At 48.6% G+C, this 24,301-nt stretch carries 22 protein-coding genes, 6 tRNA genes and 1 rRNA gene; 19 read left to right on the top strand and 10 right to left on the bottom strand.

Features of this window, described 5'->3' with window-relative positions; all coding sequences use genetic code 11:
• The 8 genes from HMPREF9469_RS28530 to HMPREF9469_RS28495 all read left to right on the top strand — a co-directional run.
• Window positions 1-373, top strand: a 23S ribosomal RNA gene (locus HMPREF9469_RS28530); the annotation flags it as partial.
• Between the two features lie 75 nt (window positions 374-448).
• Window positions 449-522 (top strand) — tRNA-Asp (locus HMPREF9469_RS28525).
• A 36-nt stretch (window positions 523-558) separates the two neighbouring features.
• Window positions 559-631, top strand: a tRNA-Val gene (locus tag HMPREF9469_RS28520).
• A gap of 43 nt (window positions 632-674) precedes the next feature.
• A tRNA-Tyr gene (locus HMPREF9469_RS28515) sits at window positions 675-756 on the top strand.
• A 52-nt stretch (window positions 757-808) separates the two neighbouring features.
• Window positions 809-882: transfer RNA gene (locus tag HMPREF9469_RS28510), tRNA-Met, on the top strand.
• 27 nt (window positions 883-909) lie between these two features.
• Window positions 910-982: transfer RNA gene (locus HMPREF9469_RS28505), tRNA-Lys, on the top strand.
• Window positions 983-988: 6 nt separating this feature from the next.
• A tRNA-Phe gene (locus HMPREF9469_RS28500) sits at window positions 989-1,061 on the top strand.
• Between the two features lie 172 nt (window positions 1,062-1,233).
• Complete coding sequence (locus tag HMPREF9469_RS28495; protein ID WP_007870726.1) at window positions 1,234-3,033, top strand: hypothetical protein; 1,800 nt, start codon at window positions 1,234-1,236, stop codon at window positions 3,031-3,033.
• A gap of 6 nt (window positions 3,034-3,039) precedes the next feature.
• On the opposite strand, the gene HMPREF9469_RS28490 is transcribed toward HMPREF9469_RS28495, so the two are convergent.
• The 7 genes from HMPREF9469_RS28490 to HMPREF9469_RS28455 all read right to left on the bottom strand — a co-directional run bounded on the left by HMPREF9469_RS28490 (window position 3,040) and on the right by HMPREF9469_RS28455 (window position 7,886).
• On the bottom strand, window positions 3,040-3,966 hold the full coding sequence (locus tag HMPREF9469_RS28490) for an alpha/beta hydrolase (RefSeq protein WP_007870725.1): 927 nt from the start codon (window positions 3,964-3,966) through the stop codon (window positions 3,040-3,042).
• 114 nt (window positions 3,967-4,080) lie between these two features.
• Window positions 4,081-4,323, bottom strand: a complete 243-nt coding sequence (locus HMPREF9469_RS28485; RefSeq protein WP_007870724.1) for a hypothetical protein — start codon at window positions 4,321-4,323, stop codon at window positions 4,081-4,083.
• Window positions 4,320-4,733 (bottom strand): DUF3842 family protein, encoded by a 414-nt coding sequence (locus tag HMPREF9469_RS28480; RefSeq protein WP_007870711.1) that lies wholly within the window; start codon window positions 4,731-4,733, stop codon window positions 4,320-4,322. Before HMPREF9469_RS28480 ends, HMPREF9469_RS28485 begins: the two co-directional genes overlap by 4 nt.
• A gap of 217 nt (window positions 4,734-4,950) precedes the next feature.
• Window positions 4,951-6,174, bottom strand: a complete 1,224-nt coding sequence (locus HMPREF9469_RS28470; protein WP_007870709.1) for an FAD-dependent oxidoreductase — start codon at window positions 6,172-6,174, stop codon at window positions 4,951-4,953.
• Window positions 6,175-6,345: 171 nt separating this feature from the next.
• The gene (locus HMPREF9469_RS28465; RefSeq protein ID WP_007870708.1) at window positions 6,346-6,894 is read right to left on the bottom strand and encodes a YeeE/YedE thiosulfate transporter family protein; all 549 of its coding nucleotides are present in this window, start codon (window positions 6,892-6,894) and stop codon (window positions 6,346-6,348) included.
• 19 nt (window positions 6,895-6,913) lie between these two features.
• Window positions 6,914-7,141 carry a sulfurtransferase TusA family protein gene (locus HMPREF9469_RS28460; protein ID WP_007870707.1) on the bottom strand — a complete coding sequence of 76 codons (228 nt, stop codon included), beginning with the start codon at window positions 7,139-7,141 and terminating at the stop codon, window positions 6,914-6,916.
• Window positions 7,142-7,169: 28 nt separating this feature from the next.
• Complete coding sequence (locus HMPREF9469_RS28455) at window positions 7,170-7,886, bottom strand: YeeE/YedE thiosulfate transporter family protein (RefSeq protein WP_007870704.1); 717 nt, start codon at window positions 7,884-7,886, stop codon at window positions 7,170-7,172.
• A 220-nt stretch (window positions 7,887-8,106) separates the two neighbouring features.
• Between HMPREF9469_RS28455 and HMPREF9469_RS28450 the strand changes: the two genes are divergently transcribed.
• Window positions 8,107-9,006 (top strand): LysR family transcriptional regulator, encoded by a 900-nt coding sequence (locus HMPREF9469_RS28450; RefSeq protein ID WP_007870694.1) that lies wholly within the window; start codon window positions 8,107-8,109, stop codon window positions 9,004-9,006.
• A gap of 6 nt (window positions 9,007-9,012) precedes the next feature.
• Here the strand turns inward: HMPREF9469_RS28450 and HMPREF9469_RS28445 are convergent, their stop codons facing one another.
• Entirely contained in the window at window positions 9,013-9,228 is a 216-nt protein-coding gene (locus HMPREF9469_RS28445) for a sulfurtransferase TusA family protein (RefSeq protein WP_007870692.1), read from the bottom strand.
• Window positions 9,229-9,367: 139 nt separating this feature from the next.
• Between HMPREF9469_RS28445 and HMPREF9469_RS28440 the strand changes: the two genes are divergently transcribed.
• The 5 genes from HMPREF9469_RS28440 to HMPREF9469_RS28420 are packed head-to-tail and all read left to right on the top strand — an operon-like array spanning window position 9,368 to window position 15,189.
• Complete coding sequence (locus HMPREF9469_RS28440) at window positions 9,368-10,516, top strand: aminotransferase class V-fold PLP-dependent enzyme (protein WP_007870690.1); 1,149 nt, start codon at window positions 9,368-9,370, stop codon at window positions 10,514-10,516.
• A gap of 31 nt (window positions 10,517-10,547) precedes the next feature.
• Window positions 10,548-12,638, top strand: coding sequence for a glycosyltransferase (locus HMPREF9469_RS30905; RefSeq protein ID WP_007870679.1), 2,091 nt, complete (start codon window positions 10,548-10,550; stop codon window positions 12,636-12,638).
• A gap of 24 nt (window positions 12,639-12,662) precedes the next feature.
• Window positions 12,663-13,637, top strand: coding sequence for an ABC transporter substrate-binding protein (locus tag HMPREF9469_RS28430; RefSeq protein WP_007870678.1), 975 nt, complete (start codon window positions 12,663-12,665; stop codon window positions 13,635-13,637).
• Between the two features lie 28 nt (window positions 13,638-13,665).
• Window positions 13,666-14,442, top strand: a complete 777-nt coding sequence (locus HMPREF9469_RS28425) for an ABC transporter permease (protein ID WP_007870677.1) — start codon at window positions 13,666-13,668, stop codon at window positions 14,440-14,442.
• Between the two features lie 27 nt (window positions 14,443-14,469).
• The gene (locus HMPREF9469_RS28420) at window positions 14,470-15,189 is read left to right on the top strand and encodes an ABC transporter ATP-binding protein (protein ID WP_007870676.1); all 720 of its coding nucleotides are present in this window, start codon (window positions 14,470-14,472) and stop codon (window positions 15,187-15,189) included.
• 5 nt (window positions 15,190-15,194) lie between these two features.
• On the opposite strand, the gene HMPREF9469_RS28415 is transcribed toward HMPREF9469_RS28420, so the two are convergent.
• Window positions 15,195-16,775, bottom strand: coding sequence for a glycosyltransferase family 39 protein (locus tag HMPREF9469_RS28415; RefSeq protein ID WP_082197815.1), 1,581 nt, complete (start codon window positions 16,773-16,775; stop codon window positions 15,195-15,197).
• Window positions 16,776-17,039: 264 nt separating this feature from the next.
• Between HMPREF9469_RS28415 and HMPREF9469_RS28410 the strand changes: the two genes are divergently transcribed.
• Both HMPREF9469_RS28410 and HMPREF9469_RS28405 read left to right on the top strand, forming a co-directional pair.
• Complete coding sequence (locus tag HMPREF9469_RS28410) at window positions 17,040-17,954, top strand: sulfurtransferase (protein WP_007870674.1); 915 nt, start codon at window positions 17,040-17,042, stop codon at window positions 17,952-17,954.
• Between the two features lie 66 nt (window positions 17,955-18,020).
• The gene (locus tag HMPREF9469_RS28405; RefSeq protein ID WP_007870672.1) at window positions 18,021-19,013 is read left to right on the top strand and encodes a rhodanese-like domain-containing protein; all 993 of its coding nucleotides are present in this window, start codon (window positions 18,021-18,023) and stop codon (window positions 19,011-19,013) included.
• Between the two features lie 54 nt (window positions 19,014-19,067).
• Here HMPREF9469_RS28405 and HMPREF9469_RS28400 read toward each other — a convergent pair whose 3' ends face one another.
• Window positions 19,068-20,063, bottom strand: coding sequence for an MBL fold metallo-hydrolase (locus HMPREF9469_RS28400; protein WP_007870668.1), 996 nt, complete (start codon window positions 20,061-20,063; stop codon window positions 19,068-19,070).
• Between the two features lie 234 nt (window positions 20,064-20,297).
• On the opposite strand from HMPREF9469_RS28400, the gene HMPREF9469_RS28395 reads away from it, so the two are divergent.
• The 3 genes from HMPREF9469_RS28395 to HMPREF9469_RS30900 are packed head-to-tail and all read left to right on the top strand — an operon-like array spanning window position 20,298 to window position 24,283.
• A complete protein-coding gene (locus HMPREF9469_RS28395; RefSeq protein WP_007870667.1) occupies window positions 20,298-21,209 on the top strand; it encodes a glycyl-radical enzyme activating protein in 912 nt (303 codons plus the stop codon).
• A 29-nt stretch (window positions 21,210-21,238) separates the two neighbouring features.
• Entirely contained in the window at window positions 21,239-23,497 is a 2,259-nt protein-coding gene (locus HMPREF9469_RS28390) for a pyruvate formate lyase family protein (protein WP_007870665.1), read from the top strand.
• 15 nt (window positions 23,498-23,512) lie between these two features.
• A complete protein-coding gene (locus tag HMPREF9469_RS30900) occupies window positions 23,513-24,283 on the top strand; it encodes a hypothetical protein (RefSeq protein WP_007870663.1) in 771 nt (256 codons plus the stop codon).
• The last annotated feature ends 18 nt before the right edge of the window (window positions 24,284-24,301 follow it).

Below are 24,301 nucleotides of genomic sequence, written 5' to 3'. Positions count from 1 at the left end.
GGGGCTGTAGCAGGTCCCAAGGGTTGGGCTGTTCGCCCATTAAAGCGGTACGCGAGCTGGGTTCAGAACGTCGTGAGACAGTTCGGTCCCTATCCGGCGCGGGCGTAGGATATTTGAGAGGAGCTGTCCTTAGTACGAGAGGACCGGGATGGACAGACCGCTGGTGTATCTGTTGGCTTACCAAGGCCATGGCAGAGTAGCCAAGTCTGGACGGGATAAACGCTGAAGGCATCTAAGCGTGAAGCCCCCCTCAAGATGAGATATCCCATCGCAAGAGTAAGACCCCTTGAAGAAGACGAGGTAGATAGGTTAGAGGTGGAAGTGCAGTAATGTATGTAGCTGACTAATACTAATCGGTCGAGGGCTTAACCAAAAGGTTTAGGGAAAAGAAGAAAGTTTCAATTCGGTTTTCAATATGTGGTTTTGAAGGTATGTATATGCCTTTAATGGCCCGGTGGCTCAGCTGGTTAGAGCGCCGCCCTGTCACGGCGGAGGTCGACGGTTCGAACCCGTTCCGGGTCGTTTTTCTTTCATATACACGCTGAAGAAAATACCTATGGGGTCTTAGCTCAGCTGGGAGAGCATCTGCCTTACAAGCAGAGGGTCACAGGTTCGAGCCCTGTAGGCCCCACTAACGTATTTTTCTTAGAAATGTGTATATACTAACTTAATAAGGGCGAATTCCCGAGTGGCCAAAGGGGACAGACTGTAAATCTGCTGGCAATGCCTTCGGTGGTTCGAATCCACCTTCGCCCATTTAAAATGTTTCTTGACAAAACATTTTAAAACATTTATAATTATATATTAGCGCGGGGTGGAGCAGTCTGGAAGCTCGTCGGGCTCATAACCCGAAGGTCGTAGGTTCAAATCCTGCCCCCGCAATTTTTTTTGCAAAAACTTAAAAACTCTGGGCGTGTAGCTCAGTCGGTAGAGCACTTGACTTTTAATCAAGTTGTCCCGGGTTCGAACCCCGGCACGCTCATCAGATGCCCAGATAGCTCAGTTGGTAGAGCAGAGGACTGAAAATCCTCGTGTCGCTGGTTCGATTCCGGCTCTGGGCACGCAGCACTTATCCTTTATGGGTGGGTGCTTTTTTTGTTTTTTGTATTATTGTAAGATTTCCTTCATTGTAAAACAAAGCGAAGTCTGATACTATAATTATGTTTCAACATTTAAAAGTATTTTTGAATAGAACAAATGGCAATGAAACAAAAGAGACCAGAGGAAAATCAGATGAACAGACAACGTAAAAAGAAAGAGTCGGCAGTTAAGATGATATTTCTGATTCTCATAGCTGTTTTGGTTATGACAGCCGCCATCTATGTGGTGGTCAGAGTATTTGGTAAGATCAGCTCCGATTATAAGGAACTGGATTTTTCAAAGGCTGAGGAGACGACCCACATTGAGATTGATACGGACGAGGGTCCAAAAGCAGGATGGTATGAGACAGATGAGGGGTGGAGGTATTATCTGGATGAAAAGAATTTTGTTACAGATGCGTGGAAAGAGATTGGAGGATATCTGTACCATTTCGGTGAAGACGGTTTTATGATCACAGGGGAATGGAAACAGGAGGGACAGATATTTACATTCCATGATACAAAGGGTTATTTAAAGAAGATCGAGACGGATCTGGATTATGTGCCGGAGAGCACGGGAGAGAACCTGGACAGTTTGGTGCGCACCAATGCCTTCTGGTGCTTTTTAAAAGATGAAGAGGGGACAGGTCTTTTTAAGACCATCATGTACCGCAGGACAGTTGAGAATAAGATCATGGTGCTGGGGGGAGAATCGGCACCAGAACGCACTACAAAGAATTCTATGAGAGCTTACGGCGATTACGTATATTTCCTGCCTAAGGTCAAAGAAAGCCAGCTGTCACGTCTCAGTGAGGCTGAGAAGGGACTTTGTAATAAATTGTTCCGCATGATGCCGGGAAGGAATACAAAGGAGCTGATTGCAGAGAACGTAGAAGGGTATCTGGTCCTGGATGATATTATTTATTATTCCCAGGGAGGGAAGATCCTTTCCGCCACCTCGGGTACGGAAATGGCAACCGGTGAAGCCAGGTATTCTGTGGTCATTAAGGATGACAGCTGTTATCTGGTGGATGAGATAGGCAATCCGGCTGTGGCTGAAAGCGGAAACAGTGTGAATGTTGGGGACCGTATCTACAGGATCGAGGAAGACGGCCTGATCAAATATGTAAAACATGGACAGCTGACCATTGACGGCAAAACATATTATCTGGGAGGAAGCGGTACGAATACATCTGTGAATGTGAAGCAGGATGGAAGGGATACGGGGATTATCAAGGAAACCTATGGTGTACAAAGTTACTGTATTGTGGATAACCAGATCTATTACAGCAGTTATGTGGAAAAAACAGCCAGCGGAGAGTGGTACAGTCAGATATTCAAGACAGACATGGATGGGCAGAATAAGCAGGCTGTATCGGAGCGTTTCCCGGGAGTGATGCAGAATATGTATTACTATGAGGATGAGGGCCAGATCTATGGGGAATACCATCCTGCAATCTGGAAACAGGCATATGGTGTGGCTGCCGTTATTTCCCGCGATGGAAATATTTACAGGATCAATGACAGTTCCGCCAGAACAGGAAAGCATGTGGATGGCAATGACATGCTGGAGATCGTGATGGCCAGGGACGGTAAAGTCATCTGTTTGTGGCATGACTGTGACTGGAACAGAAGCAGCGGGATCACCAGCGTGCTTTGGAGTAAGGCTATTGAGTTAAACAGCGGGGATCGGGTACTTATTGATATGGCGGCCGGTACCGCACCGGAGGAAAGCAGTGCTACGGAGGAGACGGACGCAATTGTACAGCCCATTATTACTCCGCCATCCGACATATCACCATCCAATACCCCCACGGTGGCGCCTGTTAATCCCTCCATAAATAATGACCCGCTTATCAGCACGGATAAGCCGGGTCAGGAGACACTTCCCACGCCAACGGTTCCTCCTGTTTCAGAGCCTTCGGGCAATGTGCAGATTATACCCATTGGGTAGGATTGTTTATATATAGCTGTTGATAAATTGGAATACCTTGTTCCAGTATGCTGGGCCGCCAACCATGGCAGATCTTACATGGACGGCGCCTTCTACTGCAAGGTATTCCTTTTCGCTTTTACACGCATCATAGAGCATTCTGCACATTTCAAAGGGGACAAACCGGTCCTCTGTTCCATGGATGAACAGTATGGGGAGTTTTGTCCTGGACACGCTTTTCAGGGCATCAGCTTCCTTTAACCCGTAACCGGCTTTCAGACGGGTCATCAGGCCCGCGCAAGTGAGGGCGGGAAATGCAGGAAGGTGGAACTGGGCTTTTAACTGGTATTTCAGGACATCCCATGCAGATGTGTATCCGCAGTCCTCCACCGCAGCCTTTACATGATCAGGGAGTGGTTCCCCTGCAGCCATCATTACGGCGGCAGCACCCATGGATACGCCGTAAAGGACGATCTTAGCACGGGAATCCTGACGGATGATCCAATGTATCCAGTTTATAATATCCAGGCGGTCATGCCAGCCCATTCCCACATAAGTACCCTGGCTTTTTCCATGTCCCCTGGCATCGGGCAGGAGAAGATGAAAACCCTGTCTGTAAAATGCAAGGGCTTCCTCATGAAACCACAGACCCGAGTCGTCATAGCCATGTACCAGAATGGCCCAGCGATCTGTATCCTGGGAGGATCCTTTTTGTGTGCACAGGTATCCGTGGAGTTTTAGGTGGTCAAAGGATAGAATTTCCACATCCTGGTACTGCTCCCTAAGCTTTTTGCTTTTCTCCAGGTCCAGGGGGTGTCTTTGGGGAACCGGATTGGCGTGGGGAGAAGGCTTTAAAAGCCCGGATTTGTCTGTATGTGCATCTAGGGCCATATGGTACAGGCATGTACCTGTGATCAGGCAGGCAGCGCCTGCAGTCAGGGACGTTGCCAGCAATGATTTGGCCGCCTGGGATTTCCTGTGTTTTTGAAACTGCTTTATGTTTCATACCCCCTTTGTTTGCCGGCGGTTTGATTGGTATAGGGTACCAGGTTTGATTGGTACAGGGTATTAGTCAGGCTCATCCTCATCAAAGTCCACGATCACGTAGAATCCCCTGGAATTTTCACGGATATCCTTTACAATGCCGTATTCGGATTTGATGCGGTAGCGTGCGGCAAAACAGCCGGACATGGCCACTGCCGGGTCAATGATATAACTGTAGCTGCTGGTACCCTCGCGCTCAATGATCCTAACCTTGTCGCCTTTGTTTACAAGGCCCTGGCGTTCCATTTTAAATTCTATGGTCCTCATTTGGAATTCACTTCCTTTCCAACCTCATCACAAACCATATTGATATAATCGGATAAGGTACTGTTCTGACAGCCGACAATATAGTGATTGCAGCGGTTAACCGGAATCAGTATCTTATATGCGCTGCTGGACCCTATGGCTGTGGCCATGGCAGGGGTGATCTCGCCTAACAGGGAATTGGCCATGACAATGCCGATGGGACCTATAATGATATTGGCATCATGGGAATTTACGATCACTGGATTTTCACCCGTGGCTCCGTAAGTGGCCCCTGCCTTCAGCATGGCGGATGTGGCAATGCTGTTGGTGCCTATGGCATAGGTCTCCAGATCAGGAAAACGCTTTTTCAACTGCTCGATCACGGATTTTCCCATTTTGCCGCCCTGGCCGTCTATGATTACAATTTTCATGGTGTCACCTTCTTTTGTATTATGTTTTGCCCGAATGATAACAGGCTTTCTGAGGATATATTTTAACAGAAATAAGAAGGAAAGTAAATGTTATCCACAATTTGAACGGTATTTTACTCACACCGGTGGAAAAGTTATAAAAACAGCCCTGGATCTGTGTGCGGGAATAAGGGATCCGCAGGGCAGAAAGGGCTGTATGGATTTATATGTGGTAATACTATAAAGCAGCTTTAAGCGCTTCTTTTGTAATGTCCTCCGTAAGGACTCCTGCAAGTTTGCCGTCCTTGATAAATGCTACGCTGGGGACCGTGGTAATGCCCAGGCGGTTGGCAATGCCGGCAGATTTATAAATGTCCACCTTGGTCACCTTAACACTCCGGCCGTGTTCCTGCTCAAATTCCTCAATGACAGGCAGAAGGCCGCGGCTGGCAGTTTCTACCGCGTTCCAGATGTACACAAGGCCCGGAAGGGACGGGTCCATGATCTGATTTTCAAATATTTCGCTTTCTGCAAGGTATTTCTCAGCTGCATATCCTGCAATTGCACCATCGCCCACCGCGGTGGCCACCTGCTTTAAGAATTTGTCGCGCACATCCCCTGCTGCAAATACGCCGGGCATATTTGTTTCCATCTTCTCATTGGTAAGCACATAACCGGAGCGGTTCATGTCAATGATACCCTTAAAAATTTCAGTGTTTGGAACATAGCCGATAAACAGGAAACAGGTGTCCACAGGCACATCGATTATTTCGCTGGTCTTTAAGTTTTTCAGCGCCACGCTGTGAAGGTGTTCCTCATCGCCTCTGAATTCCTCAGGCAGGGTATTCCAGATAAACTCCATCTTGGGATTGGCCAGGGCTTCCTCCCTTGCAATCTCATTGCAGTCCATCTTTCCTTCCTCATGCATGACGCTGACGATCACCTTGCTGGCAAATTTGGTCAGGAACATGCCTTCCTCTATGGCCGCGTCACCGGAACCAATGACCATTACGGTTTTACCTGTGTTGGCAGCCGCGTCACAGGTTGCGCAGAAGGAAATTCCCTTGTCATAGAGGAATTTGTCCTCACCCGGCGCCCCTGTAAGCCTTGGTTTTCCGCCGCTGGCAATGATGACGCTGCGGCATTCATAGTTGGTGCGGAAGGTTTCCACCACCTTAGTGTCCCCTTCCAGCTGTACGGCGCGCACATCGGTGAGCTTAAATTTTACGCCGAATTTTTTAGCCTGCTTGTGGAACAGCTCCATCAGGCCAAGGCCGGTGCTGCCCTCGGGAAATCCCGGATAGTTTTCAATCTCATTGGTGTATGTGGCCAGTCCGCCTACCAGCGCTTTTTCAATTACCAGGGTCTTTAAACGGGCGCGCCCGCAGTAAATGGCAGCGGTGAGACCGGCTGCACCTCCTCCTATAATCACAACGTCATATTGTTCAGTCTTTTTTTCCAATGTTAAAACCTGCCTTTCAAATAAGATCGCCCAACTGGTCATGAATGAGATCATAAACCGAAAAGGCTTAAAATGCGTAATGAAATACAGACACAAAATATAGCGGCTTTTTCTACATTCTGTGTCTGCATTGATGTCCCCATATTTTAAGGTTTTGGGTTATCCCGTTATTTACATGAAGAATTTTGCCAGCAGCTTGCTTCCTATAAATGCCCCGATAAAAAGAAAGAACGCAAATACCCAGCCGGATACGGACATGGAGCCAATGGCTGAAAACAGCGCTCCGATATTGCATCCTCCGGCGAGACGGGCGCCATAACCCATGAGAAGCCCTCCAAGGGTTGCGGCAATTACCTGTTTTAAGGATTTGATCTTCTTAAATTTAAACTGGGATGCCAGCAGGGCCGCTGCCAGGGCTCCCGCGATGATGCCGAAATTCTGCCAGGAGCCGGGATGGTTCATGATCCCTGCGTTTAATGTGCTCTGGGCACCTTCAGAGGAAAAGTAATACCATTTATCCACGTTCCCGCCTACCAGCCGGTACAGCCATGCGCCCCAGTTGGCAAAGATCCCTGACACTCCCCAGGGAGAGCCGGTGGATGCAAACATGGCGATCTGGAAAATGGATAACAGGACAGCGCCGGTTACATATGTAAATGGATTTTTGAAAATTTGTTTGTAATATGGGTTAGAACTTAATTTATCCCAAAAAGCTTTCAAAATACCACCTGTATCCTTTCTATTTTGTCTTTTCGATCACAATCTCCCACTCGCCGTCATCCACTTCCTCGATTTCAACGTTATATCCCTGATTTCTTGCCCACTCGGGAACATTTTTCATTGCGCAGCTGTGGTCGATCTGTGCAACCAGAACATCACCAACCGCCATTTTTTCAATCTGTTTCTGAACCTTCATTAAAGGTACGGGGCAAGCCTCGCCTAAACAATCAATTGTAAATTCTGCCATAATAATCTCCTTTCATGAACACAGGGCCTTAGTCCTCTGTGTTTCCCATACGTTTTTTTTCGTACAAATCAGCTGCAATGTAGAGCAGCCCGATGATCACTAACTGTAAGACCACTGCGCCCGCCCATCCGAACACATCCGGAAGAAAGATCCTGGGAGCAGTCGCAATAAAATTCTCGGTCCACCATCCCATGTGGCCCGCGCCAATGAGGGAACCGATGACAAAGAACAAAAGACTTAACATCTGCATGGCAAATCCTTCGCCGACACGCATCAGGGTTCCGGACGCACAGCCGCCGGCAATGACCATACCGACCCCGAACATAATGCCTCCAACTGCTGTTGCAAGGCTGATGGGCATGATGTAGCTCTGGCCTGGAATTTCCTGGCCATTTACAAATGCGCCGTATTTAATTGCTGTAAATCCAATCGTGGTAATAGCGAATGCAATGAGCACCGCCCGGGTGATGGATGTGGAGCCGGTTATACAGGGGTCCCTTAGCGAGGCGGTAAAACAAAATCGGGACTTCTGCAGGATAAAACCGAAACAACAGCCAAATGCCCAGTATAGTGCAAGTGTGCCATTCTTAAGACCTAGAAGCAGGCCGATGATGATCATGGCCAGCAGCACGCCAAAGCCAATGGGAAGCTGGTTTTTCTTTTTCTTCCTTGGCCGGGAACTGCCCGAGCTTCCGGAACTGCGCCGGATGCTGCTTCCAGTTGTCTCAGTTGCATTATTCTGCATTCAATGCACCTCCTTTTTGTATAGATTTGAGGATCAGAACGCTTATCTACAGATTTCATTATAGCACATTGATAAAAATTTCACTATTTTAAATTCTTATACTGTATAAGATTTTGCTATAAGCAGATGCAATAGCTGATATTGTGTTTTTTTTAACATACATATATAATAGTAAATGAGAGCGCGTGTAAACCGGTTTCCGTATGGGGGAATGAATAATATGTTGATAGAACAGATAATCATGTTTGATCGGATCGCAAGAGAAAAGAGCATTTCCAAGGCTGCATCGGCCAGCCATATATCCCAGCCTGCCCTGAGCCAGCAGATGCAGAGGCTGGAGGAGGAACTGGGGGTTAAACTGTTTGAAAGGTCCAATCGGGGAATCACCCTTACAAAGGCCGGGGAAGTAATGAATAAATATTCGGCCCAGTTTCTGGAAACTTATTCGGATTTAAGGGAAGAGCTTGATAATCTTCAGACATACAGCGGAACATTCAGGATTGCAGCCACCCCGGTGGCATGCAACTATGCCCTTCCCTGCTGTCTTTACAAGGTAAACCACAAATATCCCAACTATTCCTTCAGCCTGAATTCCGTCTCCTCCAATGAGGTGATACACAGGATCGAGAGGGGGCAGGCAGACCTGGGATTTATCGTGGGTAAGATCCAGGAGGAAAAGATTGTGTGCAGCCCTGCGTTCAGCGATAAAATCTGCCTGGTGGCCAGCCACGGGTTTCACATACCGGACCGGGTCACCCTGGATAACCTGAAGCGGATCCCCATGGTGATGCTCAATGAGCAGTTCAGTTCCTACCGTCTGCTGAGGCAGTATCTGGACCAGCAGGGGCATCCGGTAGAGAAATTTAAGGTCATGTTCCAGCTGGATTCCACGGAGTCGGTAAAGAGCACGGTAATGGCAGGCCACGGCGTAGCCTTCCTGCCCTATATTACCATCAAAAAAGAAGTGTACCAAAAGCAGATCAAGATCATTCCGGTGACGGATTTTGATCTGAATTATGATGTGTATTCCATATACCATATGCATGAAGCTAAAGAGAACCAGACATTGGAGGAGATCGTTAAGTATTTTATCTCCATTGTAAGCAAAAGTATCTGCTGATGCAGATCAGTTTTCTATGTACAGCTCCCAGATCCCGTTCATGGGTTCTACCACATGGATTTGAAGCTTCTGCTTCCTGCAGTAGTCAGAGATGGATTCCACCACGCAGCTGTGGTCTGTGACCAGCTTTAACTGCCCGCCTTTTTCCTTGATCTGTTTGCATTGTTTTAGTTTCATGATAGGGATGGGGCACATGTCGCCCAGGCAATCCAGTTCGTACATACAGGCGTCCTCCTTTTGGGGTTTGTGTTCTCCCGTAAAGTCAGCCGCGAAGATGGGGCCGATGAATCTATGGGAGTGCACATTATAGGGATTGATAACAGTTTATCACAATTTTACAGCGTATGAAAGGGGGATTGGCATGAAAGTAAACTTCTATGGGCGTTGTCACGGGGAAGCAGAAAGCAGGTATGTTAATAACTGTCTGTCCTCTGACCTGGAGACAGATGGTTTTATTATGAACATGGTTATAAATAAATGGAATATGCTGTTTCCGGGGACCAATCCCCTTTTTACAACCAGCTGCACTACTGCCCTGGAAACAGCGGTGGGATGCCTGGGGTTAAAACAGGGGGACGAGGTGATCCTGCCCTCTTTTAATTTCCCCTCGGCGGCCAATGCCGTGCTTTTACACGGAGGAGTTCCTGTGTTCTGCGACATTGATCAGGAAACCCAGAACATATCTGTCAGGGATATGGCGAGAAAGATCGGACCAAGGACCAGAGCCGTGGTGGCGGTCCACTATGCAGGGGTATCCTGTCCCATGGAAGAACTTTTGGCAGCTGCCGGGGATGCAGGGATCGCCCTGATAGAGGACGCTGCACAGGGAATCGGAGCCTTCTATACAGGACGGGACGATCAGAGGCACGCACTTGGCACAATGGGGGATTTTGGGGCAATAAGCTTTCACCACACAAAGAATCTCACCTGCGGGGAAGGCGGTGTTTTGATGACAGGGGACCAGAAATTGTATGAAAAAGCCGGACAGTACAGGCTCCATGGGACCAACCGGTCCATGTATCTGCGGGGAGAGGTGGACCGTTATACCTGGAACATGCCTGGGTCATGTACGGCCATGGGAGAGCTGCCTGCAGCCATGCTGGCCTCCCAGCTGGAGATACTTGAAAGGGTTACCTTAAAGCGCAGGGAGATCGCACAGGGGTATAGGGAACGGCTTACGGCGCTGGATAAAGGCGGGACCATACGCCTTATGGGGATCCCGAAGTATGCCGGGTACAACGGCCACATTTTCTATCTCAGGTTTGAACATGAAAGGCAGAGAAACCTTGTAAGGGAGTTCCTTTTAAAAAACGGAGTTGAGTGCAGGACCCACTACGTACCTCTCCATATGTCTCCCCAGGGCGCAGCCATGGGATATAAAGAGCAGGATCTAAAAGAATCTGCCAAGTGTTCCTGTACACTGCTCCGCCTGCCGATTCATGGTCTGATGACCATGGAACAGGTGGAATATACAACCGATATGGTGATACGGGCGTGCACAGGACATTAAGCCCCAAGGGCAGAAGGGAAAGGCAAGAAATATGGCATATGATTTGGGAATTGTGATACCGGTCTACCGGTCCCGCGAATCGGTGAAAAAGCTGGTATTGGAGCTTGAAAAGACGTTCCTTCCGGATATCAAGATACGGATCTGCCTGGTGGATGACAGCAATGACGAAGATACGGCCCGATATCTGATGGAGAACTGCCTGAGGCCCGAGGTGACCCTGGCGGTGCTGGATGGAAATTTCGGACAACAGGCAGCCATCCTGTGCGGACTGAGACATGTGGGGTCCTGCCGGACCTATGGAACCATAGATGACGATCTGGAACAGCCGCCGCGGATGCTTAGAAAGCTGTACGGGCAGGTGGCGGATGGGAAATGTGATCTGGCCTATGGGATACCGGCTTATAAGATATCGGATCACAAGATGCTGCATCATGGGCGGGATCATGATGTTTTCAAAGGCAGGAAGAGGAACGGACGTCCTGTATACCGAAGGGTGGGGAGCGGGATGAGGGACCTGCTGTTCTCACGCCTGATCGGAGCGCCGCGGGGAATGAAGGTCAGCAGCCTCAGAGTCATGACGGCGCAAGTTGTAAAGGATGCCCTGGCCATGAAGCCCCGGGGATTTTTTTACCTGTCGGCCGCTGCTTTAAAAAGCGCGGAAATAAAGGGCAGGAAACTGAAGGTGGAAAACCTGTATTACACACCGGGCAGAAGACAATACGGCTTCAGCGGATATAATTTGGGAAAGCTGCTGCGGCTGTATGGAAATATTGCATGGTATTACGGACTGGACCGGGGCGGAAAGGGACTCGGACAGGATGAGAAGGAATGCGGACAAGGCGGAAATGGGCGCAGACAGACGGTTTACAGGATCAGGGACCTGATACGCCCTGAAAAGCTTTTGATGCTGGGAGGATCCAACTGTCAGCTTCACGGTGCCCAGAGGGCCAGGTCCATGGGAGTGGACACGGTTCTGGCTGATTATACCAAGAATCCCCTGGCAGCGTCTGTCTGCGGCGTGCATGAGAAGATAAGTACCTTTGATGTGCAGGCATGCATCAGGGCTGCGAAGAGGTACGGGGTGACAGGGGTCATGACCATGGGCACGGACCAGCCTGTTTATACGTGCGCATGTATCAGCAGGGAGCTGGGGCTGCCCGGTCTGCTGACAGTGGAGCAGGCGTATTCGGTCACAAATAAAAAGCAGATGAAACAGATCCTTTCACAGGCGGGGATCCCCACAGCCAGGTACAGGCTGGTGGACAGGAGTACCGGGGAGAAGGAGCTTAAGGGACTTAAGACGCCTCTGGTTATTAAACCTTTGGATTCCCAGGGACAGAGAGGGATCTATAAGTTAGATACGCCTCTGGAGGTAATGGAACATCTGGAGCATACCCTGTCATTTTCCCGATGCAGTCAGGCGCTGGCGGAGGAATTCTATGAAAGTGACGAGGTGACGGTAAGCGGGTGGATCAAAGACGGCAGGCTTCATATCCTTACGGTCACGGACCGGCTGCTGTATCCGGACCAGACCCATATAGGGGTCTGTACAGGGCACAGGTTTCCCTCCGTGCACATGGATCTGTATGAGGAGATAGAAGACATAAGCAAAAGGGTGGCAGATGCCTTTGAACTGGAGAACGGGCCGTTTTACCTGCAGATCCTAATTGGGGCTGAGGGAATAAAGGTGAATGAACTGGCAGCCAGGATCGGAGGGGCGTTTGAGGATGTGTTCATCCCATGGGTAAGCGGGTTTGATATTCTGGGAGCCGTGATGGACAGCGCAATGGGGCGCCGGGATCAGGTCCAAGTCCCGGATGGGTACAGGGCGGACCGCCGGGAAGGGTGTGTGGCGGTACAGCTGCTATTTTGCAGGCCGGGAACGATCGGCCATATCACGCCTGTTAAGGATATACTTGCCCTGCCCTATGTGCTGGACGCGGGATACAATTATAAAATAGGTCAGGAGATCCCGGTCATGGAAAATGCAACGGCCCGTTTTGGACACTGTGTGATCTGCGGCACAAAAGAGAATATCCGGGAAAGGGTGGATGATTTTTACAGGCGCCTGTCTGTTAAGTCTCAGTCAGGGGAAGAAATGATATGCAGATTTTATCCATAAAGCGCAGGGAAAGGAAGGACATCATTGAGGAACAGCAGCAGAAAGAAAAACAAGGTTTATATAACAGCCCTTTTGGCTTTTTGTACGGCGGTATTTTTATCAGCGGGATGTAAAAAACAGGAACAGGAATCCATTGGGATCGCAGAACAGTTTGGAATCGCATACGCCCCCCTTCAGATTATGAAGGAAAAGGGATTTCTGGAGCGCAGGCTTCCTGGCGTACAGATCAACTGGAAGCAATTCGGCGGACCTACGGGGATCCGGGAGGGGATGCTTAACGGGGAGATCGATTTTGGATTCATGGGAGTGTCCCCGGTTCTGATCGGAATTGACAATGGAATGAAGTGGCGCTATGCAGCGGGACTGAGCTCTAATGAGGTGGCCATTGTCACTTCCAGACAAGAGGTCAGGTCCCTCAGGGACATGACAAAGGAGGACCGCATTGCCATTCTTTCTCCGGCCTGCACACAGCATGTACTGCTTTGCATGCTGGCAGAGGAACAGCTGGGGGATGCCCATGCCCTGGACAGCCAGCTGGTGTCCATGAGCCATCCGGATTCGGTCAATGCCCTGCTTTCAGGAACGGAGATTACAGCCCATGTATCCACGCCCCCTTACATTTCCCAGGAGGTGGACGGAGGGGGAACTGTGGTGGCTACAGGGGAGGATATCATGGGTGAACCATTTACCTTTATCTCCTGTGTGGCCATGGAGGATTTTTATAAGGACCACAGGGATTACTATGACGCGTTCCAGGAGGCTCTAAAGGAGTCTGTGGATTTTATCAATGAAAATCCACAGGAGTCGGTCCGGCTTTTGGCGCCTGTGTATGGGATAACCCAGGAAGAGCTCAGCCGTCAGATGGGGTATCATGGGACCATCTACTCCACTGATCTAAACGGTGTGGCGCGCTTTAGCCAGCGGATGGCGGAGATGGGATTTATCAGCCAGGCCAGGCCCATGGACGAGCTGGTATTTGACAACGTGGTGTATCGGTGACATATCTCAGTGCATAAGGAGTTACACAATGAAAATGAGAAACAAATGGCTGGAGCGCATGGGCTGGATCATGGTATTTCTGGTTTTATGGGAGGGGAGCGTGAAACTATTTCACGTATCCCCGCTGTTATTTCCGTCCGTGGAGGAAGTGATGCGCACCCTGTATGAGGGTGCGGTCCATGGGGATCTGATCTGGCAGAGCATATATTCCGTGGGGATCATTGGATGGTCCCTGGTGATCAGTGGAGTGCTGGCAGTGGTACTGGCGCTTTTGTCCACCTGGTCCAACGTAATGGAAAGCCTGATAGACACCCTCACTGCCCTGGCCCATCCTTTGCCCGGACTGGCGCTTCTTCCCCTGATCATCATGTGGTTTGGCACGGGAAGCGGTGCGGTCACTGCCATTGTGGTCCATTCCGCCCTGTGGCCGGTTCTGGTAAACCTGCTCAGCGGTTTCCGGTCCATGCCTTCTATTTATGAGGACATAGGCAGAAGCCTTTCCATGTCCACGGCTGCCATCACACTGGAGATACGCCTGCGCGCATCCATGGCATATCTCATATCCGGCCTGAAGATAGGCTGGGCCAGGGGATGGAGGGCATTTATCAGTGCGGAGATGGTATTTGGCGCAGTGGGGGAAAAAGGGGGAATCGGGTGGTACATACTGACCCAGCGCACCTTTATGAACACGGCGGGGCTGTTTGCAGGCATTATCCTGGTCATTATTGTGGGAATGCTGGTGGAGGACGTATTGTTTGGCGCAATCGAAAAGCATACCTTGGAAAAATGGGGAATGAAAGCATAATAAGGCGGATCAAAGGAGGTAGGAAAAATGCTGGAAGTCAGGAATGTTTATAAGTCCTTTGAGGTGTCCGGCACGGAGCACATGGTGTTAGACGACCTGAGTTTTACGGTTCAGGACCGGGATTTTTATATCATCCTTGGCCAAAGCGGCTGCGGAAAGAGCACGCTGCTCAGGATGATCGGGGGATTTAATAAGCCTGGCAAAGGGGAGATACTGTTGGATGGAAGGGCTGTATCAGGCCCCTCCAAGGATATGATGATGGTGTTTCAAAGCTTTGACCAGCTGTTTCCATGGTTTACCCTGAAGGGAAATCTGGTCTATGCCCTAAAAAAGGCAGGAATCTTACCTGAGGGAAATGACTATGGCCAATGTGCTGTGAGATATCTTACAATGGCTGGTCTGGAGGAGTTTCAGGACAGCTATCCCCATCAGCTTTCAGGAGGTATGAAGCAGAGGGGGGCGCTGGCCAGGGCACTTTGCTTAAGGCCCAGGCTGCTGCTGATGGACGAACCGTTTTCCAGCCTGGACTATATGACAAAACAGGGATTATATAAGAGCATAAGGGAAATGGCAGATCAGACAGAGGCAACGGTTGTGATGGTGACCCATGATATTGAGGAGGCGCTGGTCCTAGGCACCTCCATTGGGGTATTGTCCCCTGAGACAGGCCGGTTTGCAGGTGTGTGGAACAGGGGAGCGGAGGGATTTGCCCCGGAGACCAGAAATGGGCTTGAGGCATGTCTGTAGGGGATTTACGGCTCCTCAACCCTGTACACGCGGATGGATGCGTATTCTTTTGTACCCAGCAGGGAGATGATCCTGGGACCGTACATGGGATTTTCAAAGGTTCCTACCAGGGTACAGTCTGATTCGCAGTAGGACTGCAGATCCTTTATAAAGGAGGCATTTCCATAAATAACATTGTAATTAGGACGGTTTTTATAGATATAGTCCAGTTCATCCGTGAAACAGATGTACTGGATCTTATTTATTTCAAGATAGTTCTCAAGCTCCCGGCGGCTTGCCATGTAGGGCAGGTTTCTGTAGTCCCTGAGCACTCCCTGGTCAAAGTAAAATTCCGTGTTCAGATTGGCAATAACTCCGGCATCCCGGGGAACCAGCCGGCTGAGCTGTTCCAGATAGGAGTCATAGGTGGGCATGTTTATATAGGGAGTTAACTGAAGGCTGCCGTTCCACAAAAGGCCGGCCATGGCGGCGGCGATGGACAGGAGACGTCCTGCGGGGCCAAACAAAAGCAGAAGCTGCATCACCAATATCCAGCCTAACAGGATAAAGAAAACAATGGAGGTCTGGTTATACCGCCCAATGACCACCATACCAGCCGCCAGGCCGGCCATGGCAGACAGAAGAACCCTGGTATGGCTGCACCAGGAAACCACATCCTCATCCAGGCTGCTTTTGAGAAAGAGCCATGCCAGCAGCAGGAGGATGAGGAAAATGGGAATAAGGATAAGCTCCAGCCGCAGATCCGGTATGTAATAGGTTCCGCTCTCCTGACGGAAGATACTTTTAAAGTAATATAAGAACTGGGCAATACGCCCGGATGCGCTTCGGCTCAGTTCAAATTCCTGTTCCCCGTACAGGAAGTAGTTGGGAATAAAGCGGGGGTCATAAAGAAAGCTGATCCCTATAAACAGGGCCGCAAATATACCGGTGGCGCAGGTGTAAAGAATGAGAGGACGGTTATGGGGCCGTGGACAGGAACATAACATCACAGAGCCGCAGACCGCTGCACACAGAAAGCTGTTGGGATGTATACCCACGGAAATGCCGGTGAGCGCAGCCAGGCACAGAGACTGCCTGGGGGAGGGAAGACCCTGGCATTTCAGCAGGAGAAACAGGCAGCTAAGAAGACTGATTCCCAAAAGGATCTCCTGACGGGCAAAGTGGGAGGCATAGATAAAAGACATGTCCAGGCTTACCAGGATCATAAGTCCGGCGCCTATCCATGCTCCTCCCAGCCTTTTACCTATATAATAGAGGATCAGAAGGCAGGCCAGACCGGCTGCCAGGGACAAAAGCCGGACCGAGCTGATCTCATACCCAAATAAGCGGATAAACACAGTCTGGAGGGCGTGGAACAGTATACGGACGGCGTGGGGGACCCGGGGTTTTAGGTCAAAAAAACTCTCTGTCACGCCAAATCCGCCGGCTGTCTGCATATCACGGCTTAGCCCGGCCAGCCATGCCTCATCGGAATGGACAAAGGGGAATCGGGTCAGGAAAGCGCCCGATATAAGGCCATAGAATAAAATGTATATGAGAGTGGGGATCAATTCAAATGTTTGGTGCTTGGCGTTCCGATTCATCATTGTTCCTTTCTGTACATCCGCCGGTTACCTTTGAATGTTCAACAATTATTGTTATTATTTTACCATAGCATTCCGGCATAAAAAAGCTACTATCCAATTAAATGATGCAATATAAAGAAGTCTTATGCCACATTATTACAAATATCAAGTATAATGAAAGATGAAATCTGTACGAAATAAGATTGAGGCCCTTATTTTGTGCTTATGATGGAACGCTGACTACAACTAATACTAGAAACAATCCGCTTTAAGAGGGAGGATTTTATGGGTTCGATTGCTAAAAAATTAACAATCTTTTCCTTCTTGGCAGTGCTGGCGGCCGTGATTACAGGCTGCAGCTCCCACACATTTGTTCAAGGTGAATCCCTGATCATGCCAACCAAGGACCTGACCGCTTACACAGGACAGGAAAAGGTGGTAATCGTGGATACACGGACCGCTGATGAGTACGGCGCAGGCCATGTGGCAGGCGCGGTAAATATTCCCACCGAGGATATTGTGATCAATGTTCCGGTAAAGAATATGCTTACCAGCAAAAAGAAGATTGAAAAGGTGATGGGGGAGAACGGCATTTCCAATGATACTCTTGTACTTGCTTATGATTCCAACAGGATGGGCGCGTCCCGTCTGTTATGGTCTTTATTCATGTACGGGCACCAGAACGTGAAGGTGATCGATGGAGGCTTTGATGCGATCCAGGGCGCGGGGATTCCCATGACAACGGATGTATCCGCCCCGGAACCGGCAGTATTTACTGCCCGCGAACCGTCACGCAGCTGGCTGGCTGATATGGATGATGTGAGAAAGCAGGCGGAGCAGCCGGATTCCCATGTGATACTGCTGGATGTGCGTACACAGGAGGAGTTTGCTGAAAAGGGAAAGGTTCCCGGCTCTGTTATCATCCCCTATGAGACTAACTTTTTCTCAGACGGGACCTTTAAGACAACACAGATCACCAGGATCAATTATCTGGAAGACAAGATCTATCCGGAAGATGAGATCATTGTATATTGCCAGACATCCATGCGGGCGGCGCCTGTATTTGTCCAGCTTTATGAGGCAGGATACCGGAATATCCGCATTTATGACGGCGCTTATCTGGAGTGGTCCTCCAACAGTGACAATCCTGTGGAAATGCCTGCAGGAGGAGCTGCGCCCGTTAAAAAGAATGCATCATAGGATTTGGGATACATGGTTAATAGTAACGAGTAAATAGAGAAGGACGATTAAAGAGAGGATTTTATTATGAAAAAAATGATTCCTGTTTTACTGGCGGCCATGGCTGCTGTCTCATTAAGCGCATGTGCCACAAAGACCGTGACAGAGACAGCCACAGCTGCCCCGGCAGCCACAGAGGCCCCTGCTGAAACTTCCGCAGATACAAGGGAAGAGACAGAGGCGGCGGAAGAAACTAAGGCAGAGGAGAGCAAGACCGATACGGTAAAGGAAGCTGCCATGGCTTACTTTGCAGAATTTCCGGATGATAAGCATATGATTGTTGTACCGGACCTGTTTGAGAAGATCGATGCAGGCGAGGATATGTTTATTATTGACATCAGAAGGCCGGAGGATTATACCCAGGGACATTTAAAAGGCGCCGTCAACCTGCCCTATGGAGCGGATGTGGCGGATAATCTGGATAAGATCCCTGATGATGTTCCGGTTTATGTAAACTGCTATACGGGCCAGACCTCTTCCCAGACCGTTGCCCTTCTCAATGTGGCAGGGAAATATGCAACCAACATCCAGAGCGGGTGGAATAACGGAATATCCCAGACAGAAGGATATGAGGCATATATTGATACGGAGGAAACAGCTCTTCCCCAGGATACATATGAGGTTGACCCTGCTGCTTTAGAGGCCATTGCGGCTTACTACAAAGAGGCCACCAGTAATACTATTTCATCCTTTAATTTTAAGCCTGAATCTCTGATGGAACTGGTAGATGCCGAGAGTGAGGATTACACCATCCTGTCCGTGCGCCAGGCAGAGGATTATGCAAAGGGCCACATTGCGGGAGCAATCAACATCCCATTTGCAAAGGGAATGCAGGAGCAGTTCTCCCAGATTCCAACAGATAAACCAGTGGTGGTTTACTGCTACACAGGCCAGACATCTTCCCAGACAACGGCGATCCTGCGTCTTTTAGGATATGAGGCATACTCTCTTCAGGGCGGTATGGGCAAGGAAGGCGGAGCTGGATGGCTGGGCGGCGGTTATCCGGTGGTGACGGAATAGCCAACGAACAGGCAAGTGAAAAGAATAAAATGCGATAAGCGGGCAGGCTCCTCATCAGTGAGGGGCTTGCCCGCTTAATTCATATGTCCAGATGTGATTGCCCTTATCACAGATGACCTTGCCCTGCTTTACAAGATGATCCAGGTGGGCCAGACATTCACCTACCGCAAAGAATTTCTGTACAGGCGGAAAGTCATCCCAGTTCCTGGCACGGATCTTCCACCGCATCAGACCTGTAATATCATAGGCGTTCATGCCGGGGGTCTGGGAAAGAATCTGTATGACCTCATCCAGCCTTCTGTGATGATGGGCGGTCAGATCCCGGAGCCTCTGGTGGTAGTCCCCCTCCTTCCTGTGTCCGGGGAGAGCCAGGGTTACAGGATAGGTGCCGGCAGCCCTTAGGCTGTCCAGATAATTTCCCAGGGAGTCCTCCACACCATTCCATGCAGTGATATTAGGTGAAATATCAAAGAGGATATGATCACCGGTAAACATGATCCCAGGCTGTTCCATCCAGAACATCATGTGTCCGGGCGTATGGCCCGGGGTTGAAACCGCTGTCAGTATATGGTCTCCAATCTCAATCTTATCCTGATCCCCAATATAACAGAAGTTGCCTTCCGGTGATTCAATGGCCATCTCCGAGGCCGGGTTAATGGAATCGGCATATTCCAGCAGATCCTTGGGAAAACCTTCACGGATATATCTTTGATGGCGCAAATGGGAGCCATCCCCAAACAGATGGTCCTTCATGATCGTAAAATCAGTCTTGCTTATATAGATTTTGCTGTCTTTTCCCGCAATGCGCTGACACAGGCCCGTGTGGTCCGAGTGCAAATGGGTGGTGATGATATCCAGGCGGGAGGAACCGCTTCCCAGTTCCTTAAGCCCTTCCCTCAGCGCATCCTCACATTCCCGGCACCGGAAGCCGGTGTCGATCAGCAGATCCCGCTGTGTTCCGCGGATCCAGTAACTGTTTAATTCTTTTAAAGGGTTGCCGCTGAGCGGTACGCCGATACTGTAGATATCTTCTGTAATTTGCTTTACCATAATAGTTGATACTCCAATTTGAAATAAGACATGCCTGCAATTTGTAGTTTATCACGGTTTTGGGGTGGTGTAAAGCGGAGCGGGATCTTATGATATTGCAATGCCTATTTTGCAAAGATATGCAAAATAAATATAGTGGATAGTGAAAAAAAATAAAAACTTTTCTGTATGATAATAACATACAAACAAAGGAATACGGATAAGGTTTTATATCCACTATGAAGGAGAGCTAATATGTCTGAGACAGCTTTAATTACAGAAATAGAGCGGTTTGCACTGAATGACGGACCGGGAATCAGAACTACAGTGTTTTTTAAAGGCTGCAATTTGAAATGCAGCTGGTGCCATAATCCGGAGACCCTCAGCCTGCGCCAGGATCTGCATTATTATGCTGATAAATGCATCAGATGCTATAAGTGTGTGTATGCCTGCCCCTGTAAAGCCCAGAAACGCATTAACAATGAACACAGGTATTTTAGAAATTTATGTGTCAGATGCGGTAAATGTGCGGAGATCTGTTATGCAGGAGCCATGGCTGTCAGCGGAAAAAAGATGACAGTGGATGACGTCATGGCTGAACTTGTTCAGGATAAGTCCTATTATCACGCCAGCGGCGGAGGGATTACCCTAAGCGGCGGGGAGGTGCTCTGTCAGATGGAGTTTGCAGAAAAACTGACAGATGCCTGTCACAGAGAGGGGATCCAGGTGGGAATTGAGACAAACTTAAGTTATCCATGGGACAGCATAAAAGGATTTATTGGAAAACTGGATCTTGTTATGTGTGATATTAAGATAATGGACAGCACTGAACATAAAAAATGGATTGGCGCCGGAAATGAAATGATACTGGACAATGTCAGCCATCTGGATGAATGTAATATTCCTTATATTGTAAGGACACCTCTGATACCGGGGGCATCAGATTCAGACCGGAATATTAAAGGAATAGCAGAGTTTCTGTCAGGGCTTAGAGGGAGGGATCTGAAGTATTATGAGCTTCTGAACTATAACCCGCTGGGGGCTTCAAAATACGAAAGCCTGGATAAAAAGAACCAGTTTAAGGATGACAGGCCGCTTCCGGTAAAAAGACTTAATGAATTAAAAGCCATAGCGGAATCATATGGCATTGATGTCCGTATTGCATAAAGGTCCAAAGGACAGAAAGGAGTAATATAATGGGAAAAATCCAATTTATTAATGAGTTTGAGGAAGATGAGTCCTTTGATTATAATAAGCGTATCAGGCTTCTAAAAAAAAGAAAGCTGGATCAAACGCAGGAAAAAATTGATATGGAGGGAGGGCTGGATGAGGATGATTACGGGCGGGTGGTTGCCCCGGATGATTTTTTCTTTGAATGTGTTCCCAATCATGAAAACGGATCCTACTATGGATATGAGGGCTGGAGGACTAACTATTGTAAACTTTTAGATGAGCATCCCCTGTACTGCGATCCGCTGGATGCATTTGTGGGAAGAGGATTCTTTTTTATGACAAGGCAGAAAGGGGCCATATGGAATCCTGATATACCTTATGACGAACTGAAAGAGGCATTTGACCAGTATAACATAGTGTGCGGTATCGGATCCGATGGACATTTTACACCGGATTTAAGAATGGGTTTTGAACTGGGATGGGGAGGTATCCTGGAAAAGCTTAAGAAATATCAAAATGTGAACCATGGGGAAGAACACAGGGAATTTTACGAAAGTGAGATTATGGTAGTGGAGGCCATTATACGGTTTTTAAACCGCATATCCCGGGAGATCAGGGAGCTGTCCTGTGAGGAGCGCAATCCATACTTAAGAAGAAATCTAAGAGAGATGGCTGAGACCAATCAGAAAATCGCGTGTGAAAAACCTGAAACCTTAAGGGAATGTATTCAGTGGATGTGCTGGTTTAGTTTTTTCAGCCGGCTTTACAACAGAGGGCCATCGGGAGGGCAGTTGGATGAGCTGCTCCGTCCATTTTATGAACATGATATAGATGCAGGTATTATTGATGATGAAACAGCTAAATTCTATATTGCCTGCCTGTTTTTAAATGATACCAGATACTATCAGCTGGCAGGTCCTGGTGATGATGGAAGGGATATGGCCAGTCACATTTCCTATCTGATTCTGGAGGCTGCGGACTGGATCAATATTGCCTGCAACCTGACAGTACGGGTCCATGACAATATGAATGAGGACTTTTTCAGGACATCTGTCCGATACCTCTTTAAGAATAAGAATGCATGGCCACGGTTCTCTGGGGACAACAGCCTTGTAAAAGGATTTATGAGGTGCGGATACGATCAAAAGCTGGCAAGAAAACGTCTGGCAGCAGGGTGTTCCTGGATGAGTATACCGGGCATGGAATATACCTTAAATGACCTGGTGAAGATCAATGTTGCAAAAGTGTTTGAGGTGGCCTATTTTGAGATGATGGAGGAGGCGTACCGGAGAGAACCCTCATCCGGAGTTTTATGGGAACATTTTGAAAAGCACCTGAGACGTGCGATAGAGACTACTGCAAAGGGAATTTTGTTTCACCTGCACAATCAGGACAGGAATGAGCCGGAGCTGGTCTGCAACCTGTTAAGCCGGGGACCGGTGGAAAAAGGGGCGGATGTAACAAAAAGCGCCATGTACTTTAATATGTGTATGGATGGCGCTGGAATTGGGACAGTGGCAGACAGTTTTGCAGCATGTGAGCAGAGGATAGAGAAGGAAGGGAAAATCACTTGGAAAGCCCTTACCAGGCAGCTGGAACTGAATTGGAATGATATTGATGGGGAATATGTACGCCAGATGATGCTCCACAGTGAACGGTACTGCGGAGGAAATACCCTGGGTGATCAGTGGGCGGAGCGGATCAACCGGCTTTATACAAGGCTGGTCCGGGAACAGGTGGATCCGGCCAGGAGAGAAAATCCTGATTATCCTGAGATCCAGTTTATACCGGGGTGGTTCAGCTGGTCCAATACCCTGGAATTTGGAAGTCATGTAAGGGCAACACCAAATGGCCGTCTCAATGGGGAAGCCATTAATCACGGCGCAAATCCTACCTTTGGTTTTAGAAGGGATGGGGCGGTAACTGCCATGGCCAATTCCATTGCCCGGGTACAGCCGTTTTATGGGAATTGCGCCCCTGTGCAGCTGGAACTGGACCCCGGTATTGCAGATACCGAAGAAGGGGTTGAGAAAATGGTGGCAATGATACGAACCATACTGGAAGATGGAAATACCCTTTTAAATATTAATATCATTGATAAAAATAAAGTTCTGGAAGCGCACAAAGACCCATCAAAATATCCGGATCTGGTTGTCAGGGTAACTGGATTTACTGCTTATTTTGCCATGCTGAGTCCTGAATTCAGGCAGCTTGTGGTAGACCGGATATTGGCGGTTAATGGAGAAAATGAATGCGGACAGGCTTACAGCTGCGGATGCTGAGAAAGGAAAATTCTTATGAAAAAAGAAGATATCATGGAAGAAACATTGGAGATCAATCATGGAAACCGTTCGTCAAAGCTGATGCTGGAACATGAGATACCAGGCGCAGCCGTGTACCATCATGTGATGATGGAAGGGGATTCTGTTACATTTATGGCGGACGGTACCTATATCAGGGTTCTGTTCCTGTGTTCAGGATCAGTGGATTTTGTGGTGGATGGGGAGGTCTGGTCATACAGTGAAAAATCGTTTATTGCCTTAAAACCTGAACAGAGTATTAAAGTACTGGTAAAGAAACATTCAAATCTTCTTGAGATCCGATGGGATATGAATACGGAAGACAAAGCAGAGATAGGATCAGGATGCACTGTCTATCCCGTAACGGGAAGGTATGAGGATGCATTACAGTACAGGGATCCTTTTAAAAGTGAAAAAACCATTAGCCGCGCCCTTCTTCCACAGAGGACTATTCCACGTTTTGCCATGGGCAGTGTGGAGACATATGGGGATGATTTGATAGGACAGCATGCCCATCCGCTTTTGGATCAGTTCTTTTTCAGCTTTCCGGAAAATGATATGGATTTGCTGATCGATGACATTGTATATCCTATGAAGGGAAATTCACTGGTGCATATTCCCCTTGGATCTGATCACGGCGTAAGTGTAAAGGGGAAACAGACTGCCCATTACATCTGGATTGACTTTATACAGGATCCGGAAAAAGCAAATCAGTATTTGGATGAAGTGCACAAGCCCACAGGCTCTATGCGCAGATTTTCCAAATAATGATTCGACAGGGGGTAA

The sequence above is a fragment of the [Clostridium] citroniae WAL-17108 genome (assembly GCF_000233455.1).
Classification (GTDB): Bacteria; Bacillota; Clostridia; order Lachnospirales; family Lachnospiraceae; genus Enterocloster; species Enterocloster citroniae.
This window is presented reverse-complemented; position numbering and strand designations above follow the sequence as displayed.

Bases quoted from the DNA above. Each gene is read 5' to 3' on its own strand.
- HMPREF9469_RS28495 (WP_007870726.1), top strand. From the start codon at position 1,234: ATGAACAGACAACGTAAAAAGAAAGAGTCGGCAGTTAAGATGATATTT.
- HMPREF9469_RS28485 (WP_007870724.1), bottom strand. From the start codon at position 4,323: ATGAGGACCATAGAATTTAAAATGGAACGCCAGGGCCTTGTAAACAAA.
- HMPREF9469_RS28480 (WP_007870711.1), bottom strand. From the start codon at position 4,733: ATGAAAATTGTAATCATAGACGGCCAGGGCGGCAAAATGGGAAAATCC.
- HMPREF9469_RS28460 (WP_007870707.1), bottom strand. From the start codon at position 7,141: ATGGCAGAATTTACAATTGATTGTTTAGGCGAGGCTTGCCCCGTACCT.
- HMPREF9469_RS28455 (WP_007870704.1), bottom strand. From the start codon at position 7,886: ATGCAGAATAATGCAACTGAGACAACTGGAAGCAGCATCCGGCGCAGT.
- HMPREF9469_RS28450 (WP_007870694.1), top strand. From the start codon at position 8,107: ATGTTGATAGAACAGATAATCATGTTTGATCGGATCGCAAGAGAAAAG.
- HMPREF9469_RS28445 (WP_007870692.1), bottom strand. From the start codon at position 9,228: ATGTACGAACTGGATTGCCTGGGCGACATGTGCCCCATCCCTATCATG.
- HMPREF9469_RS28440 (WP_007870690.1), top strand. From the start codon at position 9,368: ATGAAAGTAAACTTCTATGGGCGTTGTCACGGGGAAGCAGAAAGCAGG.
- HMPREF9469_RS30905 (WP_007870679.1), top strand. From the start codon at position 10,548: ATGGCATATGATTTGGGAATTGTGATACCGGTCTACCGGTCCCGCGAA.
- HMPREF9469_RS28425 (WP_007870677.1), top strand. From the start codon at position 13,666: ATGAAAATGAGAAACAAATGGCTGGAGCGCATGGGCTGGATCATGGTA.
- HMPREF9469_RS28420 (WP_007870676.1), top strand. From the start codon at position 14,470: ATGCTGGAAGTCAGGAATGTTTATAAGTCCTTTGAGGTGTCCGGCACG.
- HMPREF9469_RS28415 (WP_082197815.1), bottom strand. From the start codon at position 16,775: ATGATGAATCGGAACGCCAAGCACCAAACATTTGAATTGATCCCCACT.
- HMPREF9469_RS28410 (WP_007870674.1), top strand. From the start codon at position 17,040: ATGGGTTCGATTGCTAAAAAATTAACAATCTTTTCCTTCTTGGCAGTG.
- HMPREF9469_RS28405 (WP_007870672.1), top strand. From the start codon at position 18,021: ATGAAAAAAATGATTCCTGTTTTACTGGCGGCCATGGCTGCTGTCTCA.
- HMPREF9469_RS28400 (WP_007870668.1), bottom strand. From the start codon at position 20,063: ATGGTAAAGCAAATTACAGAAGATATCTACAGTATCGGCGTACCGCTC.
- HMPREF9469_RS28395 (WP_007870667.1), top strand. From the start codon at position 20,298: ATGTCTGAGACAGCTTTAATTACAGAAATAGAGCGGTTTGCACTGAAT.
- HMPREF9469_RS28390 (WP_007870665.1), top strand. From the start codon at position 21,239: ATGGGAAAAATCCAATTTATTAATGAGTTTGAGGAAGATGAGTCCTTT.
- HMPREF9469_RS30900 (WP_007870663.1), top strand. From the start codon at position 23,513: ATGAAAAAAGAAGATATCATGGAAGAAACATTGGAGATCAATCATGGA.